General features: G+C 67.8%; 18 protein-coding genes, 1 pseudogene and 1 riboswitch. Of the genes and pseudogenes, 3 read left to right on the top strand and 16 right to left on the bottom strand.

Annotated features, from left to right (window positions below):
• Positions 1–197: pseudogene (locus PYV55_RS03085) on the top strand (hypothetical protein); the annotation flags it as partial.
• Between the two features lie 83 nt (positions 198–280).
• Here the strand turns inward: PYV55_RS03085 and dinG are convergent.
• From dinG to PYV55_RS03065, 4 genes are all read right to left on the bottom strand, one after another.
• Positions 281–2,629 (bottom strand): ATP-dependent DNA helicase DinG, encoded by a 2,349-nt coding sequence (gene dinG / locus PYV55_RS03080; RefSeq protein WP_275849153.1) that lies wholly within the window; start codon positions 2,627–2,629, stop codon positions 281–283.
• Between the two features lie 126 nt (positions 2,630–2,755).
• A complete protein-coding gene (locus tag PYV55_RS03075) occupies positions 2,756–3,040 on the bottom strand; it encodes a hypothetical protein (protein WP_275849151.1) in 285 nt (94 codons plus the stop codon).
• A 3-nt stretch (positions 3,041–3,043) separates the two neighbouring features.
• On the bottom strand, positions 3,044–4,969 hold the full coding sequence (gene feoB / locus PYV55_RS03070) for a ferrous iron transport protein B (RefSeq protein WP_275849149.1): 1,926 nt from the start codon (positions 4,967–4,969) through the stop codon (positions 3,044–3,046).
• Entirely contained in the window at positions 4,966–5,292 is a 327-nt protein-coding gene (locus PYV55_RS03065; protein ID WP_275849147.1) for a FeoA family protein, read from the bottom strand. The genes feoB and PYV55_RS03065 overlap by 4 nt, the downstream gene beginning before the upstream one ends.
• 164 nt (positions 5,293–5,456) lie before the next feature.
• Between PYV55_RS03065 and PYV55_RS03060 the strand changes: the two genes are divergently transcribed.
• Entirely contained in the window at positions 5,457–5,765 is a 309-nt protein-coding gene (locus PYV55_RS03060; RefSeq protein WP_275849145.1) for a YkgJ family cysteine cluster protein, read from the top strand.
• A 136-nt stretch (positions 5,766–5,901) separates the two neighbouring features.
• Positions 5,902–7,548 carry a methyl-accepting chemotaxis protein gene (locus tag PYV55_RS03055; protein WP_275849144.1) on the top strand — a complete coding sequence of 549 codons (1,647 nt, stop codon included), beginning with the start codon at positions 5,902–5,904 and terminating at the stop codon, positions 7,546–7,548.
• A gap of 151 nt (positions 7,549–7,699) precedes the next feature.
• On the opposite strand, the gene PYV55_RS03050 is transcribed toward PYV55_RS03055, so the two are convergent.
• The 12 genes from PYV55_RS03050 to ftsZ form a co-directional block, all read right to left on the bottom strand.
• Positions 7,700–7,906, bottom strand: a complete 207-nt coding sequence (locus tag PYV55_RS03050; RefSeq protein WP_275849142.1) for a hypothetical protein — start codon at positions 7,904–7,906, stop codon at positions 7,700–7,702.
• Between the two features lie 14 nt (positions 7,907–7,920).
• Positions 7,921–9,780 (bottom strand): phosphomethylpyrimidine synthase ThiC, encoded by a 1,860-nt coding sequence (thiC, locus tag PYV55_RS03045; RefSeq protein WP_275849140.1) that lies wholly within the window; start codon positions 9,778–9,780, stop codon positions 7,921–7,923.
• A gap of 78 nt (positions 9,781–9,858) precedes the next feature.
• Positions 9,859–9,979: riboswitch (TPP riboswitch) on the bottom strand.
• Between the two features lie 64 nt (positions 9,980–10,043).
• A complete protein-coding gene (locus tag PYV55_RS03040; RefSeq protein WP_275849138.1) occupies positions 10,044–10,568 on the bottom strand; it encodes a phosphoribosyltransferase in 525 nt (174 codons plus the stop codon).
• Positions 10,569–10,607: 39 nt separating this feature from the next.
• Positions 10,608–11,984: an adenylosuccinate synthase gene (locus PYV55_RS03035; protein WP_275849136.1), complete on the bottom strand. Its 1,377-nt coding sequence runs from the start codon at positions 11,982–11,984 to the stop codon at positions 10,608–10,610.
• Positions 11,985–11,996: 12 nt separating this feature from the next.
• Positions 11,997–13,184, bottom strand: coding sequence for an ATP phosphoribosyltransferase regulatory subunit (locus PYV55_RS03030; RefSeq protein ID WP_275849133.1), 1,188 nt, complete (start codon positions 13,182–13,184; stop codon positions 11,997–11,999).
• A 117-nt stretch (positions 13,185–13,301) separates the two neighbouring features.
• Positions 13,302–13,481 carry a DUF2065 domain-containing protein gene (locus PYV55_RS03025; protein ID WP_275849131.1) on the bottom strand — a complete coding sequence of 60 codons (180 nt, stop codon included), beginning with the start codon at positions 13,479–13,481 and terminating at the stop codon, positions 13,302–13,304.
• A gap of 33 nt (positions 13,482–13,514) precedes the next feature.
• A complete protein-coding gene (gene hflC / locus PYV55_RS03020; protein WP_275849129.1) occupies positions 13,515–14,420 on the bottom strand; it encodes a protease modulator HflC in 906 nt (301 codons plus the stop codon).
• An 11-nt stretch (positions 14,421–14,431) separates the two neighbouring features.
• The gene (hflK, locus tag PYV55_RS03015) at positions 14,432–15,793 is read right to left on the bottom strand and encodes an FtsH protease activity modulator HflK (RefSeq protein ID WP_275849127.1); all 1,362 of its coding nucleotides are present in this window, start codon (positions 15,791–15,793) and stop codon (positions 14,432–14,434) included.
• Positions 15,794–15,841: 48 nt separating this feature from the next.
• Positions 15,842–17,023, bottom strand: coding sequence for a GTPase HflX (gene hflX / locus PYV55_RS03010; protein ID WP_407066758.1), 1,182 nt, complete (start codon positions 17,021–17,023; stop codon positions 15,842–15,844).
• Between the two features lie 33 nt (positions 17,024–17,056).
• Positions 17,057–17,311: an RNA chaperone Hfq gene (gene hfq, locus PYV55_RS03005; RefSeq protein WP_275849125.1), complete on the bottom strand. Its 255-nt coding sequence runs from the start codon at positions 17,309–17,311 to the stop codon at positions 17,057–17,059.
• 172 nt (positions 17,312–17,483) lie between these two features.
• Positions 17,484–18,407 (bottom strand): UDP-3-O-acyl-N-acetylglucosamine deacetylase, encoded by a 924-nt coding sequence (gene lpxC / locus PYV55_RS03000; RefSeq protein ID WP_275849122.1) that lies wholly within the window; start codon positions 18,405–18,407, stop codon positions 17,484–17,486.
• 74 nt (positions 18,408–18,481) lie between these two features.
• Positions 18,482–19,705: a cell division protein FtsZ gene (gene ftsZ / locus PYV55_RS02995; protein WP_275849121.1), complete on the bottom strand. Its 1,224-nt coding sequence runs from the start codon at positions 19,703–19,705 to the stop codon at positions 18,482–18,484.
• Positions 19,706–19,873: the final 168 nt, after the last annotated feature.

The raw sequence follows: 19,873 nt of genomic DNA, 5'->3' as shown, positions 1-19,873 counted from the left end.
GCCGTGTGCTGCCCAAGGGCTCGGATCTGAGCGTCTACACCCAGGAGCAGCTTGACGCCATCGCCTTTCACCACAACGCCAAACCTCGCAAGTCCCTGGGATGGATGTCCCCTGCGGAGTTGTTCCTGCCACAGGGAACTTTCGACTTCCAAGCCTACTGGACCAATATCATCAACCCTGTTGCACTTGGGGCTTGAATGCGCCTGGTGAAATACGCCTTTCAGGCAGATTTATCAAGCGCACGCAGCTATCAGAAAAAGAGCAATTACCCAACGCCCCCTCATCCCGCCGCGCGCTGCTGCAGCGCAAAGGGCGGGAGGCCCTGGAGCAGGCGTTGGCCATAGGCGGTGCGAGTGAGGCGGCGGTCGTAGCAATAGACGTGCGCCTGGTCCTGCTCGGTGCGGATCGCGCGCCCGACCCACTGAGCGAGGCGGATGGCCGTGGCGGGTACCACGAGTTCGCTGAACGGGTCGCGCCCCACGGCGCGCAGCCACTCGGCGCGCGCTTCGCCCACGGGGTCGTCGGGCGGGGCGAAGGGCAGCTTGGCGATGAACACCGACTCGCACAGCCGCCCGGGCAAGTCCAGCCCTTCACCGAAGGACTGCATGCCGAAGATGATGGACGGCTCGCCCGCGGCCACGCGCGTGCGGTGGCGCGCGAGCAGCTGCGCGCGCGGCAGCGTGTTTTGCACCAGCACCACGCCGCGCAAGGCGGTGGGCAGCGTCTCGACGGCCAGGCGCATCTGCTCGCGCGAGGTGAACAGCACGAGCGCGCCGGCCTGCACCTGCGCGAGGTCGTGCAGCAACGCATCGACCATCTCGGCGCCGTAGGCATGCGCGTCGCGTGGATCGGCGCGCGTTTCGGCGGCGATCAGCGTGCCCTGCGTGCTGTAGTCGAACGGGCTGGGCACTTCGAGCGTGAGCACCGCCGCGTCGCCGTACAGCCCCGCTTCGCGCAGAAAGAAGTCGAACTGCCCACAGCTCGTGAGCGTGGCCGAGGTCAGCACCGCGGCGCGCACCTCGCTCCACAGCCGCGCCTTGAGCGTGGGCCCCGGCAGGATGGGGCTGGCGTGCGCGCGCAGCACGGCAAAATCGCCCGCGCCTTCGAGCGTGAACCACTTGGCGTAGGGGGCCGCTGCGGATTCGCCGCCCGCTGCGACGTCGGGCCCGGCATTTCCTCGCGCGCCCTCCGCCCCGTCCTTGCCTTGCGTCCGCTGTGCCCGCTGCGCCGGCGCTTCGATCAGCAGCGCCTGCGCGCAGGCGTGCAGGCCTTCGAGCCGCGGCGCCAGCGTGCCGACTTGCGCGTACAGCAGCGAGAGCGTGCGCGCCTCTTGCGGGCGCTCGCGCATGGCTTCGCGCAGCGCCTGCGCGACGGCGCTCAGGCACGAAAGATACTCCGCAGCGCTCGCGGCCAGGCTGTTCAAGGGCTCGATGAGCGCCTCGGGCAGCACGCCGCGCGGCACGCGCACGCGCGCCGTGCTCCAGCCCTCGCCCCGGGCCCTGCCCGGCTTGGCGGATTCGCCCTGCGCGGTGGGGCGCAGCGCCGCACTGTAGTGGTCGAGCACGCAGCGCCCGAATTCCTGCGCCCCCTGGCGCAGCTGCGCCGCGTGGCGCGGCAGGTCGGCCAGCTGCGGCACCTCGACGAGCGTGGCCACGCGCAGCGCGCGGCTCGTGAGCCGGTCTATCCAGCCCAGCCGGCTCAAGTCCATGCTGCTCGCGAACTGGCTCAGCGCCGTGGCGGGCAGGTGGTGCGCCTCGTCGAGCACCAGCAGGCAGTTGTGCAGCTCGGGCAGCGTGCGCGAGCCCAGCGACGACAGCAGCAGGTCGTGGTTCACCACGATCACCTGCGCGCCCACGAGCTCCTTGCGCTTTTCGAAATAACTGCAGTGCGCGAACGCCGGGCAGTATTTGCCCATGCACGAGGCCGCCTCGGCCGCCACGGGCGCCCAGAGTTCGGCCTCGGGCGGCGGATCGAGCGCGTCGCGGTCGCCGTCCCAGCTGCCGCGTGCGAGCGACTGCGCCAGCGTGGCGTAGAACTGCTGGCGCGCCTCGGCTTCGTGGTGCGGCTGCGCGGCGCGTGCGGTGGCCTCCTCGTCGGGGAAGAAGTCATCCTCCGCCATGCCGGCCTCACCGCTTGGCGCCGCGAGCCGGTCGAGCTTGAGCTGGCACACGTAGCGCCCGCGCCCCTTGGCGAGCGCAAATTTGAAGGGCTGCGGCAGGCGCGCGGCCAGCGCGGGCAAGTCCTTGTGCACGAGCTGCTCCTGCAGCGCCACCGTGGCCGTGGAGATCAGCACGCGCGTGTTGCGCGCGAGCGCCAGTGCCACCGCGGGCGCGCCATACGCGAGCGACTTGCCCACGCCCGTGCCCGCCTGGATCACGGCGATCGCACGACCTGGGTTGGCACCGCTCTCGGCCGCAGATTCCGCGGCGGCAGAATCATTGGCTGCCACCTGATCGGGCGCAGCGGCGGATTCGGCGCCCGGGCCCTTGCCCAGCGTGGCCACACTGAACACGCGCGCCACCTCCTCGGCCATGCGCCGCTGCCCCGCGCGGCTGCCAAAACCCTCGGTGGCCTGCACCACCGCATCGAACGACTGCAGGGCCGCAGCGGCCCATTCACTGGAAGACATGGGCGAGAGTGTGGCACGGATGCCGGCGTGGCCCTGCGTCGCACCTTGCAACGCACCTTGCAACGCACCTTGCAACGCACCTTGCAACGCACCTTGCAACCAAGCGACGCGCGGGAGCGCCGCTGCTCATGCGTGCGTCGACGGCCCAGCCTGCGCCCGGCGCGAGCGCGGCATCTGCACCACGGCTTCCTGCGCTGCGCCAGCGGGCGGCTGGGCGGCCTCGTTGCGCGTGCTCGCGCAGCCCGGCGCGCAACTGCTGCACCCGCCGCAGCCGGACGGCGCCGGCAGCGCACGCGCCAGGCGCGGGTGCAGGCGCGCCAGACGCGCACGCCAGCCGGCAGGCAGCCAGCGCCACAGCACAAAGGCCAGCGCCAGCGCGACGAGCGCGACGCTCAAGACTTGTTGCCACATACCCTACCCTCCCAAGACCAGCGCCACGCGGTACGTGATGAAGCTCGCGACGTAGGCGAGCGCGAACAGGTAACCCGCCAGGATCAAGGGATAGCGCCAGCCATTCGTCTCACGCCGCACCGCCGCGAGCGTGGAGATGCACTGTGGCGCGAACACGTACCACACGAGCAGTGCGAGCGCCGTCGCCAGCGACCAATCCTGCGCAAGCACCGGGCCGAGCTGCGCGGCCACGTCATCGCCCGTGGCCGAAAGCGCATACACCGTGCCGAGCGCGCTCACGGCCACTTCGCGCGCAGCCATGCCCGGCACCAGCGCCACGGCGATCTGCCAGTGAAAGCCGATAGGCGCCACGAGCGGCTCAAGCAGCCGGCCCAGGCGCCCGGCAATGCTGTATTCGATCGCAGCGCCCGCAGCCCCCGCGGGCGGCGCCGGGTATGAGGAAAGGAACCACAGCAGGATGGACACGGCCAAAATGATGCCGCCCACGCGGCGCAGAAAGATCAGCGCGCGCTCGTACAGCCCGAACGCCAGGCTGCGCAGGCTGGGCCAGCGGTAGGCCGGCAGCTCCATGAGCAAAGGCGTGGGCCGCGGGTTGCGGCGCGCCCACTGCGCGAGCGCCGCCACGGCCATGGCGCTCACGATGCCGCCCACGTAGAGCGCAAACAGCACCAGCCCCTGCAGGTTGAAGACGCCGCCCACGCTGCGCGCGGGGATGAAGGCGCCGATCAGCAGCGCGTACACCGGCAGCCGGGCCGAGCAGGTCATGAGCGGCGCGATCATGATGGTCACGAGCCGGTCGCGCCAGTGCGTGATCGAGCGCGTCGCCATCACGCCGGGCACGGCGCAGGCAAAGCTCGACAGCAGCGGGATGAACGAGCGCCCCGACAGCCCCACCTTGCCCATCAGGCGGTCGAGCAAAAAGGCCGCGCGCGGCAGGTAGCCCGAATCCTCGAGCGCGAGGATGAACAGGAACAAGATCAATATCTGCGGCAAAAACACCAGCACGCTGCCCGCCCCGCTGAGCACGCCGTCGGCGAGCAGGCTGCGCAAAGGGCCGGGCGCCATGTGCGCGCGCACGGTGTCGGCAAGCCAGGCCACGCCGCCCTCGATCGCGTCCATGGGCCACTGCGCCCAGCTGAACACCGCCTGGAACATCAAAAACAGCGTCACCGCGAGCAGCAGCATGCCCCACAACGGGTGCAGCACCACGGCGTCGATGCGGTCGTCCAGCTGCAAGGTCTGCGCGGGCGCGCGCACCGCCAGCGCAAGGATGCGCCGCACCTCCTGGTGCATGGCGAGCACGCGCTGCGCCGGGTCTGCGGGCAAGGCCGCGAGCGCCGGCGGCACGGGCTGCGGCGCCATGGCCTGGGGCGCAGCGGCGACGGTGTCCAGCCACTGCAGCAGCTCGCGCGCCCCGTCCTGGCGCACGCCCACCGCCGCGAGCACGGGCATGCCGAGCTCGCGCGCGAGCGCGTCGCGGTCGATCGCTATGCCCTGGCGCTGCGCCACGTCGCTCATGTTGAGCACCAGCACCGCGGGCAAACCGAGCGCGCGCACTTCGAGCACCAAGTGCAGGTTCAAGCGCAGGTGCGTGGCGTCGGTCACGCACACGAGCACATCGGGGCGCGGCGCGTCGGCACGGCGCCCGAGGATGATGTCGCAGGTCACGGCCTCGTCGAGGCTGTGCGCGTCCAGGCTGTAGGTGCCCGGCAGGTCGAGCACCTGCACGCGCCGCCCGCCCGGCGTGCGCAGCAGCCCCTCCTTGCGCTCCACCGTCACGCCCGCGTAATTCGCCACCTTCTGGCGCGCGCCGGTCAGCAGATTGAAGAGCGCCGTCTTGCCGCAATTGGGGTTGCCCAGCAGCGCGATGCGCAAGTCGCGCGCCTCCTTGCTCAGATCGGTATGCGCAGCAGTGGCGGCACTGGTCATGGCGTTGGCTCCGGCCGCACGCGCACCAACGCGGCCTCGGGGCGGCGCAGCGCGAAGGTCGCCTGCCCCACGCGCACGGCCAGCGGATCGCCTGCCGGAAAGCCCCGCGCCAACACCCGCACGGGCTCGCCGGGCAGAAAGCCGAGTTCCATCAGGCGCAGCAGCACATCGCGCTCCTCGTCGTCGCGCGCCGGCTGCAGCGCCACGACTTCGGCACACATCCCTTTGGCGAGCACGTCCAGGCCCACCGCTTCGGTCAAGGCGACACCGTCACGCGCAGCAACGCAGAGGGGGGCAGCAAGGCTTTGTTTCGTCGAGGTCATGACACGGTCATCCGACAAATGATATTTATTCTCATTCTAGCACCGCAGACACGGGTCTGTGCCGGTCTACTTCGTCCTGCTTCGTCCTGCTTCGTCCTGCTTCGCCCTGTTTCGCCCAGGCCATCACTCGTTGCACAATCTCGCCCCCCATCCATCGCTGCCCCATGAACCCCTGCCTGCACTGTGGCGCCTGCTGCGCCTGCTTCCGCGTAGATTTTGCCGTGCACGAACTGCTATCCAAAGGCGGCACGGTACCCGATGGCCTGGCGGTGGAAGTCAACGCCAGCACCTACCGCATGCGCGGCACCGACCACGTCCCCACACGCTGCGCTGCGCTTTGCGGCAGCGTCGGCGTGCAAACGACCTGCGGCATCTACGAATGGCGCCCTGCCCCTTGTCAGGAGTTCACAGCCGGCAGCGCCGCCTGCGCCCGCGCACGCCTACGTCATGGGCTCGCACCGCTCGATGACTGAAAAACCAATCCGCCACAAACATTTCGTCACAAACAACCAGTAAGATGCGCCCCCCAAGCCAGGATCGACAATCCTGACCGACAGCGCCCTGCGCGCCCATTCCCGCCGCGGCGGCATCCTTTTTTCGTTCCCTACCATGCAAAATGATTCTTCCCGCATCCCCGCAAAACCACAGGGCGGCCTGGGTCGACGACTGCTGTGGGCCTTTGCGGCAGTGCTGTTGCTGGCGCTGATGGGCACTGCCATAGGCATCTGGTCGCTGCTGCAGATCCGCAGCGCCACCGAGCACATGGTGCGCTACCACATAGGCAACGAGCGCCTGGTGGCCGATGCCTTCCGCTTGCAAGCCATCAACGCCGAGCGCTACAAAGCCATTTCCCTGAGCTCCGAGCCCGAGGTCAGCGACGTGCTGGGCGCGGACATCGCCGGCACGCAGCAGCAGTACGAAACGCTCCTGAAGCAGTTGGGCCAGCGCCTGCAAAGCACCGACGAGCGCGCCCTGCTCGCGCGCATCGAAGCCGCGGGCAAAGACTTTGCCCAGGCACGCGCCGAACTCGTGGCCGCGCGCGACTCGAACTTCACCGAGCGCATACGCAAGGTGTATGGCGAGCGCTTTCTGCCCACGTCCCAAGCCCTGCTGAGCGCGCTCGAAACGCTGAGCAAGGCGCAGCGCAAGGCCATCGACATCGCCGCCGCACAGGTCGATCGCCTGAGCGCGCTGGCGCGTGGGGCATTGTTCGCCTTCAGTGCGCTTGCGCTGCTACTCGGCGGCCTGCTCGCGCTGTGGCTGGTGCGCCGCATCACCCACCCCATTGCGCTCGCGGGCGCCACGGCCGAGCGCGTGGCGCGGCTCGATTTGGGCCAAGAAATCAGCGGCCACGAGCACGACGAGGCCGGGCGCATGCTGGGCGCGCTCGCCGTGATGCAGGACGCGCTGCGCGCGCTGGTCACGCAGGTGCGCCAGTCAGCGCAGAACATACGCACGGCGTCCTCGGAAATCGCGAGCGGCAACGCGGATCTCTCCAGCCGCACCGAAGCCACCGCAGCGAACCTGCAGCAGACGGCGGCAGCGCTCGAACAACTGACGGCACGCGTCACGCAGGCGGCTGCCGCCGCCGAACGCGCGCAGGAAATGGCAAGCCACGCCGCGCACCAGGCACAGCAAGGCGGCAGCGTGGTCACGCAAATGGTGACCACGATGCAAGGCATCCACCAGGCCTCCAGCAAGATCGCAGACATCACCGGCGTGATCGACGGCATTGCCTTCCAGACCAACATCCTCGCACTCAACGCGGCCGTGGAAGCCGCGCGCGCCGGCGAACATGGCCGCGGTTTTGCCGTCGTGGCGACCGAAGTGCGCCAACTGGCCACGCGCTCGGCCGAGGCCGCGCGTGAGATCAAGGCCCTGATCGGCAGCTCGACCGAGCGCGTACAAGCGGGCTCAGAGCTCGCCGCCGCCGCGGGCAGCGCCATGCAGCGCATCGTCGGCGCGATCGAGCAGGCCGCGACGATGATGGCCGAAATCAACGCCGGCACGCAGGCCCAGCACCACGACATCGGCCAGATCCACAGCGCCGTGGCGCAGCTCGACCGCATGACGCAGCAGAACTCGGCCCTGGTCGAAGAATCCGCCGCCGCCGCGGCCAGCCTGCACGGCCAGGCGCAGGAACTAGCGGGCCTGATCAGCCGCTTCGTGCTGCCAGGGGTCTCTGAGCTGCCGGGCGACGACGTACCCTCTGCCCGGCTCGCCCAGCGCCAGCCGCTGCGGCTCGCCGGGGTCTGAGGCCGAGAGCCCGCTACGCAAGTGCAGTGTTTGACGCTTGATGCGACAAATAAAACCGATGAATTTTTGGTCTGGGAAAGGCGCAAACCGCAGCGATACCGGGTGGTATCGCGAGGATTTGCAACGCGGCCCGGGCCGAAAAGACGCGGTTTTATGTCGCAGATAGCGTCGAACACTGCACTAGCCGCGCGGCGCAAAGGCTCAGCTCTAGGAGCCTGTCGGACTCTGGAATCGTCGGCTGCGAATGCGCCGCAGCGGCCCATTTTTTACCGTCTTCTTGCCCCATAGCACCACTATGGGGCGGCGAATCCGGCAAAAACTGGCCTCGCTGGGGCACCTTCTCGCTTTCTACGCCCAAAGTCCGACAGGCCCCTAGGCCGGCGTGCGCGGCACGTAAAGCTCGCCGCCGGCGCTGCGAAATTCCACGGCTTTTTCCTGCAGGCCCTTGGCGGCAAAGTCGCGCACTTCCTGCGTGATCTTCATCGAGCAGAACTTGGGGCCGCACATGGAGCAAAAGTGCGCGACCTTGGACGCGTCCTTGGGCAGGGTTTCGTCGTGGAATTCGCGTGCGGTTTCGGGGTCCAGCCCTAAATTGAACTGGTCTTCCCAGCGGAATTCGAAGCGCGCCTGGCTCAGAGCGTCGTCGCGCGCGCGTGCGCCCGGGTGGCCCTTGGCGACGTCGGCCGCGTGCGCGGCGATCTTGTAGGCGATGATGCCCTGCTTGACGTCGTCGCGGTCGGGCAGGCCCAGGTGCTCCTTGGGCGTGACGTAGCACAGCATGGCCGTGCCCATCCAGCCGATCATGGCCGCACCGATGGCACTGGCGATATGGTCGTAGCCGGGCGCGATGTCTATGGTCAACGGGCCCAGGGTATAAAACGGCGCCTCGTGGCAGTGCTTGAGCTGCTCGGCCATGTTCGCCTGGATCATGTGCATGGGCACGTGGCCCGGGCCTTCGATCATGGTCTGCACGTCATGCTTCCAGGCGATTTGCGTAAGCTCGCCCAGCGTGTGCAGCTCGGCAAACTGGGCCTCGTCGTTCGCATCCGAGGCGCAACCGGGGCGCAGCCCATCGCCCAGGCTGAAGGCCACGTCGTACTGCTTCATGATGTCGCAGATGTCCTCGAAATGCTCGTACAGAAAGCTCTCGCGGTGGTGCGTGAGGCACCATTTGGCCATGATGGAGCCGCCGCGCGAGACGATGCCGGTGCGCCGCCCCGCTGTGAGCGGGATGTAGGCCAGGCGCACGCCCGCGTGGATGGTGAAGTAATCGACCCCTTGCTCGGCCTGCTCGATGAGCGTGTCGCGGAAGATCTCCCAGGTCAGGTCTTCGGCCACGCCACCGACTTTTTCGAGCGCCTGGTAAATCGGCACGGTGCCGATCGGCACGGGGCTGTTGCGGATGATCCAGTCGCGCGTGGTGTGGATGTTTTTGCCCGTGGACAGGTCCATCACCGTATCGGCGCCCCAGCGGATGGACCAGACAAGCTTTTCGACCTCTTCCTCTATGCCCGAGGTCACGGCCGAATTGCCGATGTTGGCATTGATCTTGACGAGAAAGTTGCGCCCTATCGCCATGGGCTCGATTTCGGGGTGGTTGATGTTGGCCGGGATGATGGCGCGGCCGCGCGCCACCTCGTCGCGCACGAATTCGGGCGTGATGCGCTCGGGGATGCTCGCGCCCAGCGGGTTGCCGCGCAGGCGCTGCTCGCGCGCAGCGTCCTGCAGGTACTGCTGCATCCAGGCGCGGCGGCCGTTTTCGCGGATGGCCACGTATTCCATTTCGGGCGTGACGATGCCGCGGCGCGCGTAGTGCATCTGCGTGACGTTGTGCCCGCTGCGTGCGCGCAGCGGCTGGCGCTGCAGACCGGCCGATTCGGCGCGCAGCTGCGCGAGGCGCTCGGCGTCTTCGCTCTTTTGCCCGTCGTCGAGCGCTACGGGCGGGCGGCCTGCGTAGGGCTCGGTGTCGCCGCGCGCGGCGATCCAGCCGCTGCGCACGCCGGGCAGGCCCCGGCGCACGTCAATCACGGCGTCGGGGTCGGTGTAGGGGCCGGAGGTGTCATAGACGCTGACCTGCTCGCCATTGGTGAGCGTGATGTCGCGCACGGGCACGCGCAGGTCGGGGTGCATCTGGCCGGGTACATAGGCTTTGCACGAGGCCGGGAAAGGGGCGCGCGTGAGGGCGAGCAGCTCGGTGAATTTTTCGCGCGCGAGGGCGTCGGGGGCGTTCATGGGCAGGTCTCCTGGTTCCGGTGGGACGGGCTGCTCCGAAATGAACCTGCTGCCATCCAGCACGCGCAGACGCGGTGGGGCGGCACATCGGGCTCTTCTTCCGCCGGTATGAACCGGATCAAGTTCGTCGGGTTCGCAGGCTGGTTTGCCATGCAAACCACCCGCATCTCAGCGCCTTGGCACACCCCGGAGCAAAGGTGAGTATAGGCGGCTGCAGGTTTTTGCGTGCAAACGCGCGCAGGATAGGCTCATACCTGCTGGGCTCAAACCTGCCATTTTTCGAGCAGTTTTTCGGGCCCCATGCTGTCGTAGGCCTCGAACGGCTGGTGAATCCAGGGGTTGGTGGGCAGGAATTCGACCGAATAATCGGGCGTGAATTTGGACACGCCCTTGGTCCAGATCACGGCGCTGCGCAGTTCGGTGATGGGCTGGTAGTTCACTTTGAGCCGCGCCATCACGGCCGCGAGCGTCTGGCCGGAATCGGCCAGATCATCGACGAGCAACACGCGCCCGGCGATTTCGCCCTGCGGCGTGGTGATGTAGCGCGCAATGTCGAGATGCCCCTGCACCGTGCCTGCCTCGGCGCGGTAGGAGCTCGTGGACATGATGGCCAGCGGTCTGTCGAAGATGCGGCTCAGGATGTCGCCGGGGCGCAGCCCGCCGCGTGCAAGGCACAGGATGGTGTCGAACTCCCAGCCCGACTGGTAAATCTTGAGCGCGAGCTTTTCGATGAGGCCGTGGTACTCGTCGTAGCTCACATACAGGTGCTTGCCGTCTTCGGTCAGCATGTCAAAACTCCTGGGCCGAAAGTTTTCATCCGATGGGGCTCAGGGCGCCGCGAACGGGTGTTTCATGAGGATGGTGTGGTCGCGGTCGGGACTGGTGGAGATCATCGCGATCGGCACGCCCGTGACTTCGACGATGCGCTCCAGGTAGCGCTGCGCCGCTGCGGGCAGCTGGGCGTATTCGGTCACGCCCACGGTGGATTCGCTCCAGCCTGGCATGCGCTCGTAGCGCGGAATGCAGCGCGCAATCTCGTCTGCGCCCAGCGGCAGCATGTCGATCTGGCGGCCGTCGAGCTCGTAGCCGGTGCACAGCATGAGCTCGGGCAGGCCGTCGAGCACGTCGAGCTTGGTGATGCACAGGCCCGAGAGGCCGTTGACCTGCGCGCTGCGCTTGAGCAGCGCCGCGTCGAACCAGCCGCAGCGCCGGCTGCGCCCCGTGGTGACGCCTTTTTCGGCGCCCACGGTGCTCATGTGGTAGCCCGGCGTGCCGGGGGTCTGCCAGTCGAGCTCGGTCGGGAAGGGGCCGCCGCCCACGCGCGTGCAGTACGCCTTGGTGATGCCCAGCACGTAGTGCAGCAGCCCCGGCCCCACGCCCGAGCCCGCCGCGGCGTTGCCCGCGACGCAGTTGCTCGAAGTGACATAAGGGTAGGTGCCGTGATCGACGTCGAGCAGCGTGCCCTGCGCACCCTCAAACAGCAAATTGGCGCCGGCCGCGTGCGCCTCGTTGAGCTCGCGCGAAACGTCGGCCACCATGGGTGCGAGCTGCTCGGCGTGCCGCATGCCTTCCTCATAGACGGCGTCGAACTGCACCACGCCGTCCCGCAGGTACGGCTGCAGGCCGGGGCCAAAATCGAAGTTGCGGGAGCCAAGAAAGCTCGTCAGCACATGGTTGTGCAGCGCGAGCAATTCGCGCAGCCTGGCGGCAAAGCGCTCGGGGTGGCGCAGGTCTTGCACGCGCAGCGCGCGGCGCGCGATCTTGTCTTCGTATGCGGGGCCTATGCCGCGGCCCGTAGTGCCGATTTTTTCGCTGCCGCCCTGCTCGCGCGCGGCTTCGCGGGCCATGTCGAGCGCGACGTGGAAAGGCAGAATCAGGGGGCAGGCCTCGCTCACACGCAGGCGCGAGCGCACTTCGACGCCGGCGCGCTCCAGCCCCGCGATCTCTTCGAGCAGCTTGCCCACCGAAAGCACCACACCGTTGCCGATGTAGCACTTGACCCCTGGGCGCATGATGCCGCTGGGGATCAGGTGCAGCGCCGTCTTCACGCCGCCTATCACCAGCGTGTGCCCGGCGTTGTGCCCGCCCTGAAAGCGCACCACGCCGTGCGCGCTCTCGGTGAGCCAATCGACCAGCTTGCCCTTGCCCTCGTCACCCCACTGGGTGCCGACCACGACCACGTTGCGGCCTTTGCTTGCTTTCATTTCCAACCCGATTCAGTTCTTGAGGGAGCCCCCGTCAGCCGACGCTGCCGGACCCAGGGTTTGCACGCGCCATGCGCCGGCCACGTGCACCAGTTCGCGGTCGCAGTGGAATTCATCGACCTCGCTCTCGTGTCCGGGCAGCACGCAGACCACGGTTTCCCCCGCCTGGCGCAGCGCGGCGATGGCGGCGTGCACGTCGTGCGACTCGTCCCAGGGCGCGCGGATGGCCGCCTTGGGCGCGTGCGGCGGCACGACGGCGACGAGCTGCTTCAAGTCCAGGCTGAAGCCCACGGCGGGCCGGTTGCGCCCGAACACCGCGCCCACTTCGTCATAGCGCCCGCCGCGCACGAGCGCATCGCTCGCGCCGGGGGTATAGATGCCGAAGCGCATGCCGCTGTAGTAGGCATAACCGCGCAGGTCGGCCAAGTCGTAGCTCACGCGCACGCCGTGCAGGCGCTCGCCCAGCCAGCGCAATCCTGATAGCAGCCCATGCAGTCCTGGTGCGCCTTGCAGGGCTTTTTCTGCTTCAAGCAAAACGGCGGCATCGCCGTACAACTGGGGCAGCGCGCGCAGCCCCTCGCGCGCGCAGGGCGGAAAGTCGCGCGTGAGCGCGGCCAGTTCAGCCGCATCCTTGGCGGCGAGCGCGGCGTGGATTCTTTGCAGCAGCGCGGCATCATGCGGCACGTCCGCAAGCAGGCTGTGCACGATGCGCACGTCGGCGAGGTCGATCTGCAACTGCTGCACCTGCGCCACGCGCAGGCACGCGAGCGCCAGCTGCAGCACCTCGAGGTCGGCCTCCTGGCCCGCGTGGCCGTAGATTTCGGCGCCGAACTGCAGCGGCTCGCGCGTGGCGTGCGGCTTGTCGGGGCGCGTGTGCAGCACCGAACCGCAGTAGCACAGGCGCGTGACGCCAAGGCGGTTGAGCAAGTGCGCATCGATGCGCGCGACCTGCGGCGTGGTGTCGGCACGCACGCCGAGGCTGCGGCCCGAGAGCTGATCGACGAGCTTGAAGGTCTGCAGGCCGAGCGCCTCGCCCGTGCCCGTGAGCAGGGAGTCGAGGTGCTCCACCAGCGGCGGGATGACGAGCTCGTAGCCGTAGCTGCGCGCGGTGTCGAGCAGGTCGCGGCGCAGCTCCTCGATATGCCGGGCTTCGGACGGCAGGACGTCGGCAATGTGATCCGGCAACAGCCAGGCGGACATGGGAAGGGGTACTTGGTTAAAAAAAGGATTCTACCGGCAGGCCGTGCGTGGAGCGCTCATGTGAACGCCATGTGACTGCCATGTAACTGCTGTATGGACCGCTGGTTTTCACCTGTCTCAGAGTGCCAGCAAGGCCAGGCCCAGCAAAATGCTGAGCAGCCCGAAAAAGCGCAGCTGCCCATCACGCAGGGCCAGCACCTGCTGGAATACACGCCGCCAGGCCGCTGGCGCGGCAAAGGGCAGCAACCCTTCGATCACCAGCACCAGCGCGAACGCCGTCCACAGCGAATCCGACATGCTGCACCCGTCAGGCGAACGCTACGCCCACACTCACTTACGCGCGGGCGCGGCGACCGCACCTGCACCGCCACGCATGACCTTGAAGAAGTCAGACGCGGCCGGGTCGAGCACGAGCACGTCGCTCTTGTTGTGGAAGCTCGCCTTGTACGCCTCGAGGCTGCGGTAGAACTGCGCGAACTGCGGGTCGCGGCCGAACGCCTCGGCGTAGATGCGCGCGGCCTCGGCGTCGCCCTCGCCCTTGATTTTCTGCGCGTCGCGGTAGGCGCCGGCAATGGTGATTTCGCGCTGGCGGTCGGCGTCGGCGCGAATTTTTTCGCCCTCGGCCGCGCCCGTGGAGCGCAATTCATTCGCTACGCGCTTGCGCTCCGCTTCCATGCGCCGGTACACCGATTCGGTGATGGCTTCGACGTAATCGACCCGCGTGATGCGCACATCGACCACGTCTATGCCCCAGGGCTTGGCGCCGCGCACGGCTTCGATCACCTCTTTTTTCACGTCGGCCATCAGCGCCTCGCGCTGCAAGGAGAGCAACTCCTTGACGGTGCGCTTGTTGATCTCTTCCTGGAAGGCGTTGCGCACCACGCGGTTGAGCTGCAGGGCGCCGGCGTTTTCGTCGAGACCCACGTTGCGGATGTAGTCGGTGGGTTCCGAGACGCGCCAGCGCACGTACCAGTCGATCACCACGCGCTGCTTTTCCGCCGTGAGCATGGGCTCGGTGTCCATGCTGTCGAGCGTGAGCAGGCGCTTGTCGAGGTAGGACACATTCTGGAAGGGCGGCGGCAGCTTGACATGGAGGCCGGGCTCGGTGATCACCTCCTTGATCTGGCCGAACGCATACACCATGCCGAACTGGCGCTGGTCCACGACGAAAAACATGGAGCTCAACAAAACGAGCACGATCAGGGCGCTCGCGGCGATAAATCCGACTCTGTTCACGGGGACGGCTCCTAGCGGGATTCGCGCTCGCGCGTGCGGCCGAGGTCACGCGCGCGGCTGTTGTCGTTCGGGAAATTGGCGGTCGGCGCCGACCCCGTGGCGGGCGCACCCGCAGCGGAACTGCCTCCCGACGCCGCGCTTGCGGGCGCCTCGGCGGGCGGGCTTGCCGGCACGGTGTTTTGCAGCAGTTTGTCGAGCGGCAGGTACAACAGGTTCGAGCCCTGGCGCGCATCGACCAGCACCTTGGTCACGTTGCCGTAGATCTGCTGCATGGTCTCGAGATAAAGGCGGTCGCGCGTGACCTGGGGCGCGCGCTGGTACTCGGTGAGCACGGACGCAAAACGCTGCGCGTCGCCCTGTGCCTGAGCGACGATGCGCGCCTTGTATCCCTGCGCCTCTTCCTTGAGGCGCGAGGCCGTGCCGACGGCACGCGGCACCACGTCATTGGCATAGGCCTGGGCCTCGTTCTTGGTGCGCTCGCGCTCCTGGCCGGCCTTGAGCACGTCGTCGAATGCCGCCTGCACCTGCTCGGGCGGGCGCACACCGCCTTGCTGCAGGTTCACCGCCACGACTTCCACACCGATCTTGTAGCGGTCAATAATGGTCTGCATCAGGCTGCGCACGCGCGGCGCGATCTGGTCGCGCTCTTCGGAGAGCGCCGCGTCCATGCGCATCTTGCCCACGACTTCGCGCACGGCCGTCTCGGCGGCCTGCACCACGGCGTCGGCCGGGTTGCGGCTCTCGAACAGCCAGGCGCGCGCATCGTTCAGGCGGTACTGCACGGCGAACTTGATCTCGACGATGTTCTCATCTTCGGTCAGCATGGCCGAGTCGCGCAGGCCCGTGCTCTTGATGACCGAGTCGCGCCCCACGTCGACAGAGCGCATCTGCGTCACAAACACGGATTCGTGGCGCTCGATCGGGTAGGGCAGGCGCCAGTTGAAACCCGCGCCGGCCGTGCTCTGGTATTTGCCGAAGCGCGTGATGACGGCCTGCTGGCCCTCCTGCACGATGAAAAAGCCCGAGCCCAGCCAGATCACGAACACGACGCCCGCGAGCAGCCCCAGGCCCGCACTCTTGCCGTCGGGCGTGAAGCCGCCGCCCGTGCGCCCCGGCCCCTTGCCATTGCCGCCGGCGCCACCGCGCCCGCCGAACAGATTGCCGAGCTTGCGGTTGAGGTCGCGCCAGAGCTCGTCGAGGTCGGGCGGCTGGCCCGGCCCCTGGCCACGCCCCGGCGGCGTCGGTGGGCGCTCGGCGTCGGGGCGGTTGCCGTCGTGCGGCTTGTCATCGCCGCGGCCCCAGCGGGGATCATTCAAATTGAACATACCCCGCAGCCGGAACCACAAAGCCGGGGCTGAGTCTCGGAAGTTCATGCGCACTATTTCTGCTTGTTGGAGGACATCGCCCGGCATTGTGCCCAATCAGGCGCATTCACCTGCGGCATCTGGGGGTTCTGGGCCTTCGCTGCCCGCTGCGCCAGCAGCCAGCACCGTGCGCGCCAGCTGTGCGCGCAGCAGTTCCAGCCCCTCACCCGTGCGTGCACTCACGAAGATGCGCTCAACCGGCTGACCTGCGCGTTCATAGACGTCCTGCAGCGCGGCGGGCCGCTGCTCTGGTGCCAAGGCATCGAGCTTGTTGAAGACCAGCAGCTGCGGCACCTGCGCGGCGCCGATGTCGGCGAGCACGCGCTCGACCTGCGCGATCTGCTCGGGGAAATGCGGGTTCGCGGCATCGACCACGTGCAGCAGCAGGTCGGCATCGACGGCCTCCTGTAGCGTGGCCTCGAAGGCATCGACCAGGCCGTGCGGCAGATCGCGGATGAAGCCCACCGTGTCCGACAGCGATACCGAGCGCCCTGCGTCCGCCAGATAGAGCTGCCGCGTGGTGGTGTCCAGCGTTGCGAACAGCTGGTTGGCCGCGTAGGCCTGCGCCTTCACGAGCGCATTGAACAGCGTGGACTTGCCCGCGTTGGTGTAGCCCACGAGCGAGATGTTGAAGGTGTCGCGCCGCGCGCGCTGGCGCCGCTGCGTGGCGCGCTGGCGCTTGACCTTGGCCAGGCGTTCCTTGGTGCGCAAAATGGCCTGACCGATCATGCGCCGGTCGAGCTCGATCTGCGTCTCGCCCGGGCCGCCGCGCGCGCCTATGCCGCCGCGCTGACGCTCCAGGTGCGACCAGCGTCGCACGAGCCGCGTGCTCAGGTACTGCAGACGTGCCAGTTCGACCTGCAGCTTGCCCTCGTGGCTGCGCGCGCGCTGCGCGAAGATTTCGAGGATCAGCAGCGTGCGGTCGTTCACGGGCAGCCCGAGGTGCTGCTCCAGGTTGCGCTGCTGCGCCGGGCTCAGCGACTGGTCGAACAGCACCTCGCCGGCGCCGTACATGTGCGCGAGCGTGCGGATTTCTTCGGCCTTGCCGCTGCCTACGAAGAGCGCGGCATCGGGCGCCTTGCGTTTGCAGACCAGGCGCGCCACGGGCTGCATGCCCGCGGTTTCGGCGAGCAGGCCCAGTTCTTCGAGCTTGTGATCGAAATGGGGCAGACCGAAGTCCACGCCCACCAGCAGTACCGGCGCAGCGTCTGCTGGCGCCGCCGCAGCAGCGCCGCGCACGGCCGGTTTTTCAGCGAAAGATGCTTCGGTCAATCAGTGACCGCCCCCTTCGGCGTCGGCGGCCTCGGTGAGCGAAAAATTCACCGGGCGGCTGGGAACGATGGTGGAGATGGCGTGCTTGTAGACCATCTGGGTCAGGGTGTTGCGCAGCAGCACCACGTATTGATCGAAGGATTCAATCTGCCCCTGCAGCTTGATGCCGTTGACCAGGTAGATCGATACGGGCACATGCTCGCGGCGCAAGGCGTTGAGGAAGGGGTCTTGAAGAAGCTGACCTTTATTGCTCACGATATTCTCCGTGTTCAATTGTTGTAAAACGGCACCATACCACAGCGCCTAAACCCTTGGAGGCCATGCAACACCTTGGCCGCATGACACAGAAGGTCGCACATGGAGGCGGCCGGCAGTCTTTCAAGACTGCACGCAGCGCGATATTCTCTGCACGCTGTTCGGGCACCACTCACCACGCCGGCGCCGGCTGCGCAAAGCCGCGCGGCGCCTCGCGCTCGTCCTCGAAGCTCGCGGGCTCCCAGGCGCTGCGCTCGGCCAGCAGCGCGCGCAGCAGCTGGTTGTTGAGCGCATGGCCCGAGCGGAATGCGCTGTAGGCCGCGAGCAGCGGCTTGCCCAGCAGGTAAAGGTCGCCCATGGCGTCGAGGATCTTGTGCTTGACGAATTCGTCGTCGTAGCGCAGGCCCTCGCTGTTGAGCACCTTGTAGTCGTCCATGACGATGGCGTTGTCCAGGCCTCCGCCCAGCGCGAGGCCATGGGCGCGCATCATTTCGACGTCGCGCGTGAAGCCGAAGGTACGCGCGCGTGCGATGTCGCGGCTGTAGCGGCCCGAGCCCAGGTCGAACTCTACGCGTTGGCCCGTGGCATCGACGGCGGGGTGGTCGAAGTCGATCTCGAAACTGAGCTTGAAGCCATGATACGGGTCGAGGCGCGCCCATTTGGCCTGCGCGCCCTCGCCTGCGCGCACCTCGACGGGGCGCAGGATGCGAATGAAGCGCCGCGGCGCGTTTTGCAGCACGATGCCGGCGCTTTGCAGCAAAAAGACGAACGATGCGGCCGAGCCGTCGAGAATGGGCACCTCTTCGGCGGTGATGTCCACGTACAGATTGTCCAGTCCCAGGCCCGCGCAGGCCGACATCAGGTGCTCCACGGTGTGCACCTTGGCGTGGCCGCTGCCTATGGTCGAGGCCATGCGCGTGTCGGTGACCGCCTCGGCACTGACCGGAATGTCCACGGGCTCGGGCAGATCGACGCGGCGGAACACGATGCCCGTGTCGGGCGGTGCGGGGCGCAGCGTGAGCTCCACGCGCTGCCCGCTGTGCAGGCCGACGCCCACGGCGCGGGTCAGGGTCTTGAGGGTGCGTTGCTGCAGCATGGCGCGATTTTACGCCGCCATGACAGCACGCACGGACGCTCCGCCACTATCGCCGTGATAGCTTGTCAGGTAGTTCAATCGGCCTGTTTGCGCAGATAGGCGGGGATCTCGACCTCGTCCATGCCGCCCATGGAAAGCGCATCCACGCGCGCTGCCGCCGTGGCGGCGGAGCGGTTGTTGCGCCACACGCTGGGCGTCTTCATGTTGCCGTAGTCGGTGGGCATGCCGGGCATGATCGCTGCGGGGGCAACACCGTTGCCGGCCATGGCGAAGGGCAGGTTGTCCGTGCCGGTGCGCAGGCCGCCCTGCACCACCGAAATCGGCTGGCGGCGCGCGTTCGGGCGCGCCAGGCCCGTGGCCACCACGGTCACGCGGATCGCGTCGCCCAGGCTGTCGTCGTAGGCCGCGCCGAAGATCACGTGCGCGTCGGGCGAGGCGTAGGCGTTGATGGTGTTCATGGCCAGGCGCGATTCGGACAGCTTGAGGCTGCCCTTGCTGGCCGTGACCAGCACCAGCACGCCCTTGGCGCCCGAAAGGTCGATGCCTTCGAGCAGCGGGCAGGCGATGGCCTGTTCGGCGGCGATGCGCGCGCGGTCGGGGCCGGTGGCCGTAGCCGTGCCCATCATGGCCTTGCCGGGCTCGCCCATGACGGTGCGCACATCCTCGAAGTCCACGTTCACCTGGCCGTACTCGTTGATGATCTCGGCAATGCCGCCCACGGCGTTCTTGAGCACGTCGTTGGCATGCGCGAAGGCTTCGTCCTGCGTGATGTCGTCGCCCAGCACGTCGAGCAGTTTTTCGTTGAGCACGACGATGAGCGAATCGACGTTGGCCTCGAGTTCGGCCAGGCCGCTGTCGGCATTGCTCATGCGGCGCCCGCCCTCCCATTCGAAGGGTTTGGTGACCACGCCCACGGTGAGGATGCCCATTTCCTTGGCCACGCGCGCGATCACCGGCGCCGCACCCGTGCCCGTGCCGCCGCCCATGCCCGCGGTGATGAACAGCATGTGCGCGCCGCCGATGGCGCTGCGGATGTCCTCCACGGCGGCTTCGGCGGCATCGCGCCCCTTGTCGGGCTTGCTGCCCGCGCCCAGGCCGCTTTGGCCGAGCTGGATGACGCGGTGCGCCGAGCTGCGCGTGAGCGCCTGCGAATCGGTGTTCGCGGCGATGAATTCCACCCCCTGCACCTGGCGGCCGATCATGTGCTCGACGGCATTGCTGCCGCCGCCGCCCACGCCGATCACCTTGATCTGGGTGCCCTGGTTGAACTCTTCGGCTTCAATCATTTCGATGCTCATGGCCTTGCTCCTTGGGATGTGACGCGCTGGTTTCGCGTATGTGCGGATAAAAGAAAAAAGAAAGGAAAAACAAAAACGGTGGCAACGCGGGGCGGTGCCGTGCACGGCGGGCCGGTGCTGCGCCAGCGGCCGCGCGGGATGCGCCGGCGTGGGCCGCGCGGGTGCCAG

It is taken from the genome of Extensimonas soli (assembly GCF_029211265.1).
GTDB classification, from domain to species: Bacteria; Pseudomonadota; Gammaproteobacteria; order Burkholderiales; family Burkholderiaceae_C; genus Extensimonas; species Extensimonas soli.
The sequence above is the reverse complement of the archived record's forward strand: the minus strand, read 5'-3'. Positions and strand labels throughout refer to the sequence as shown.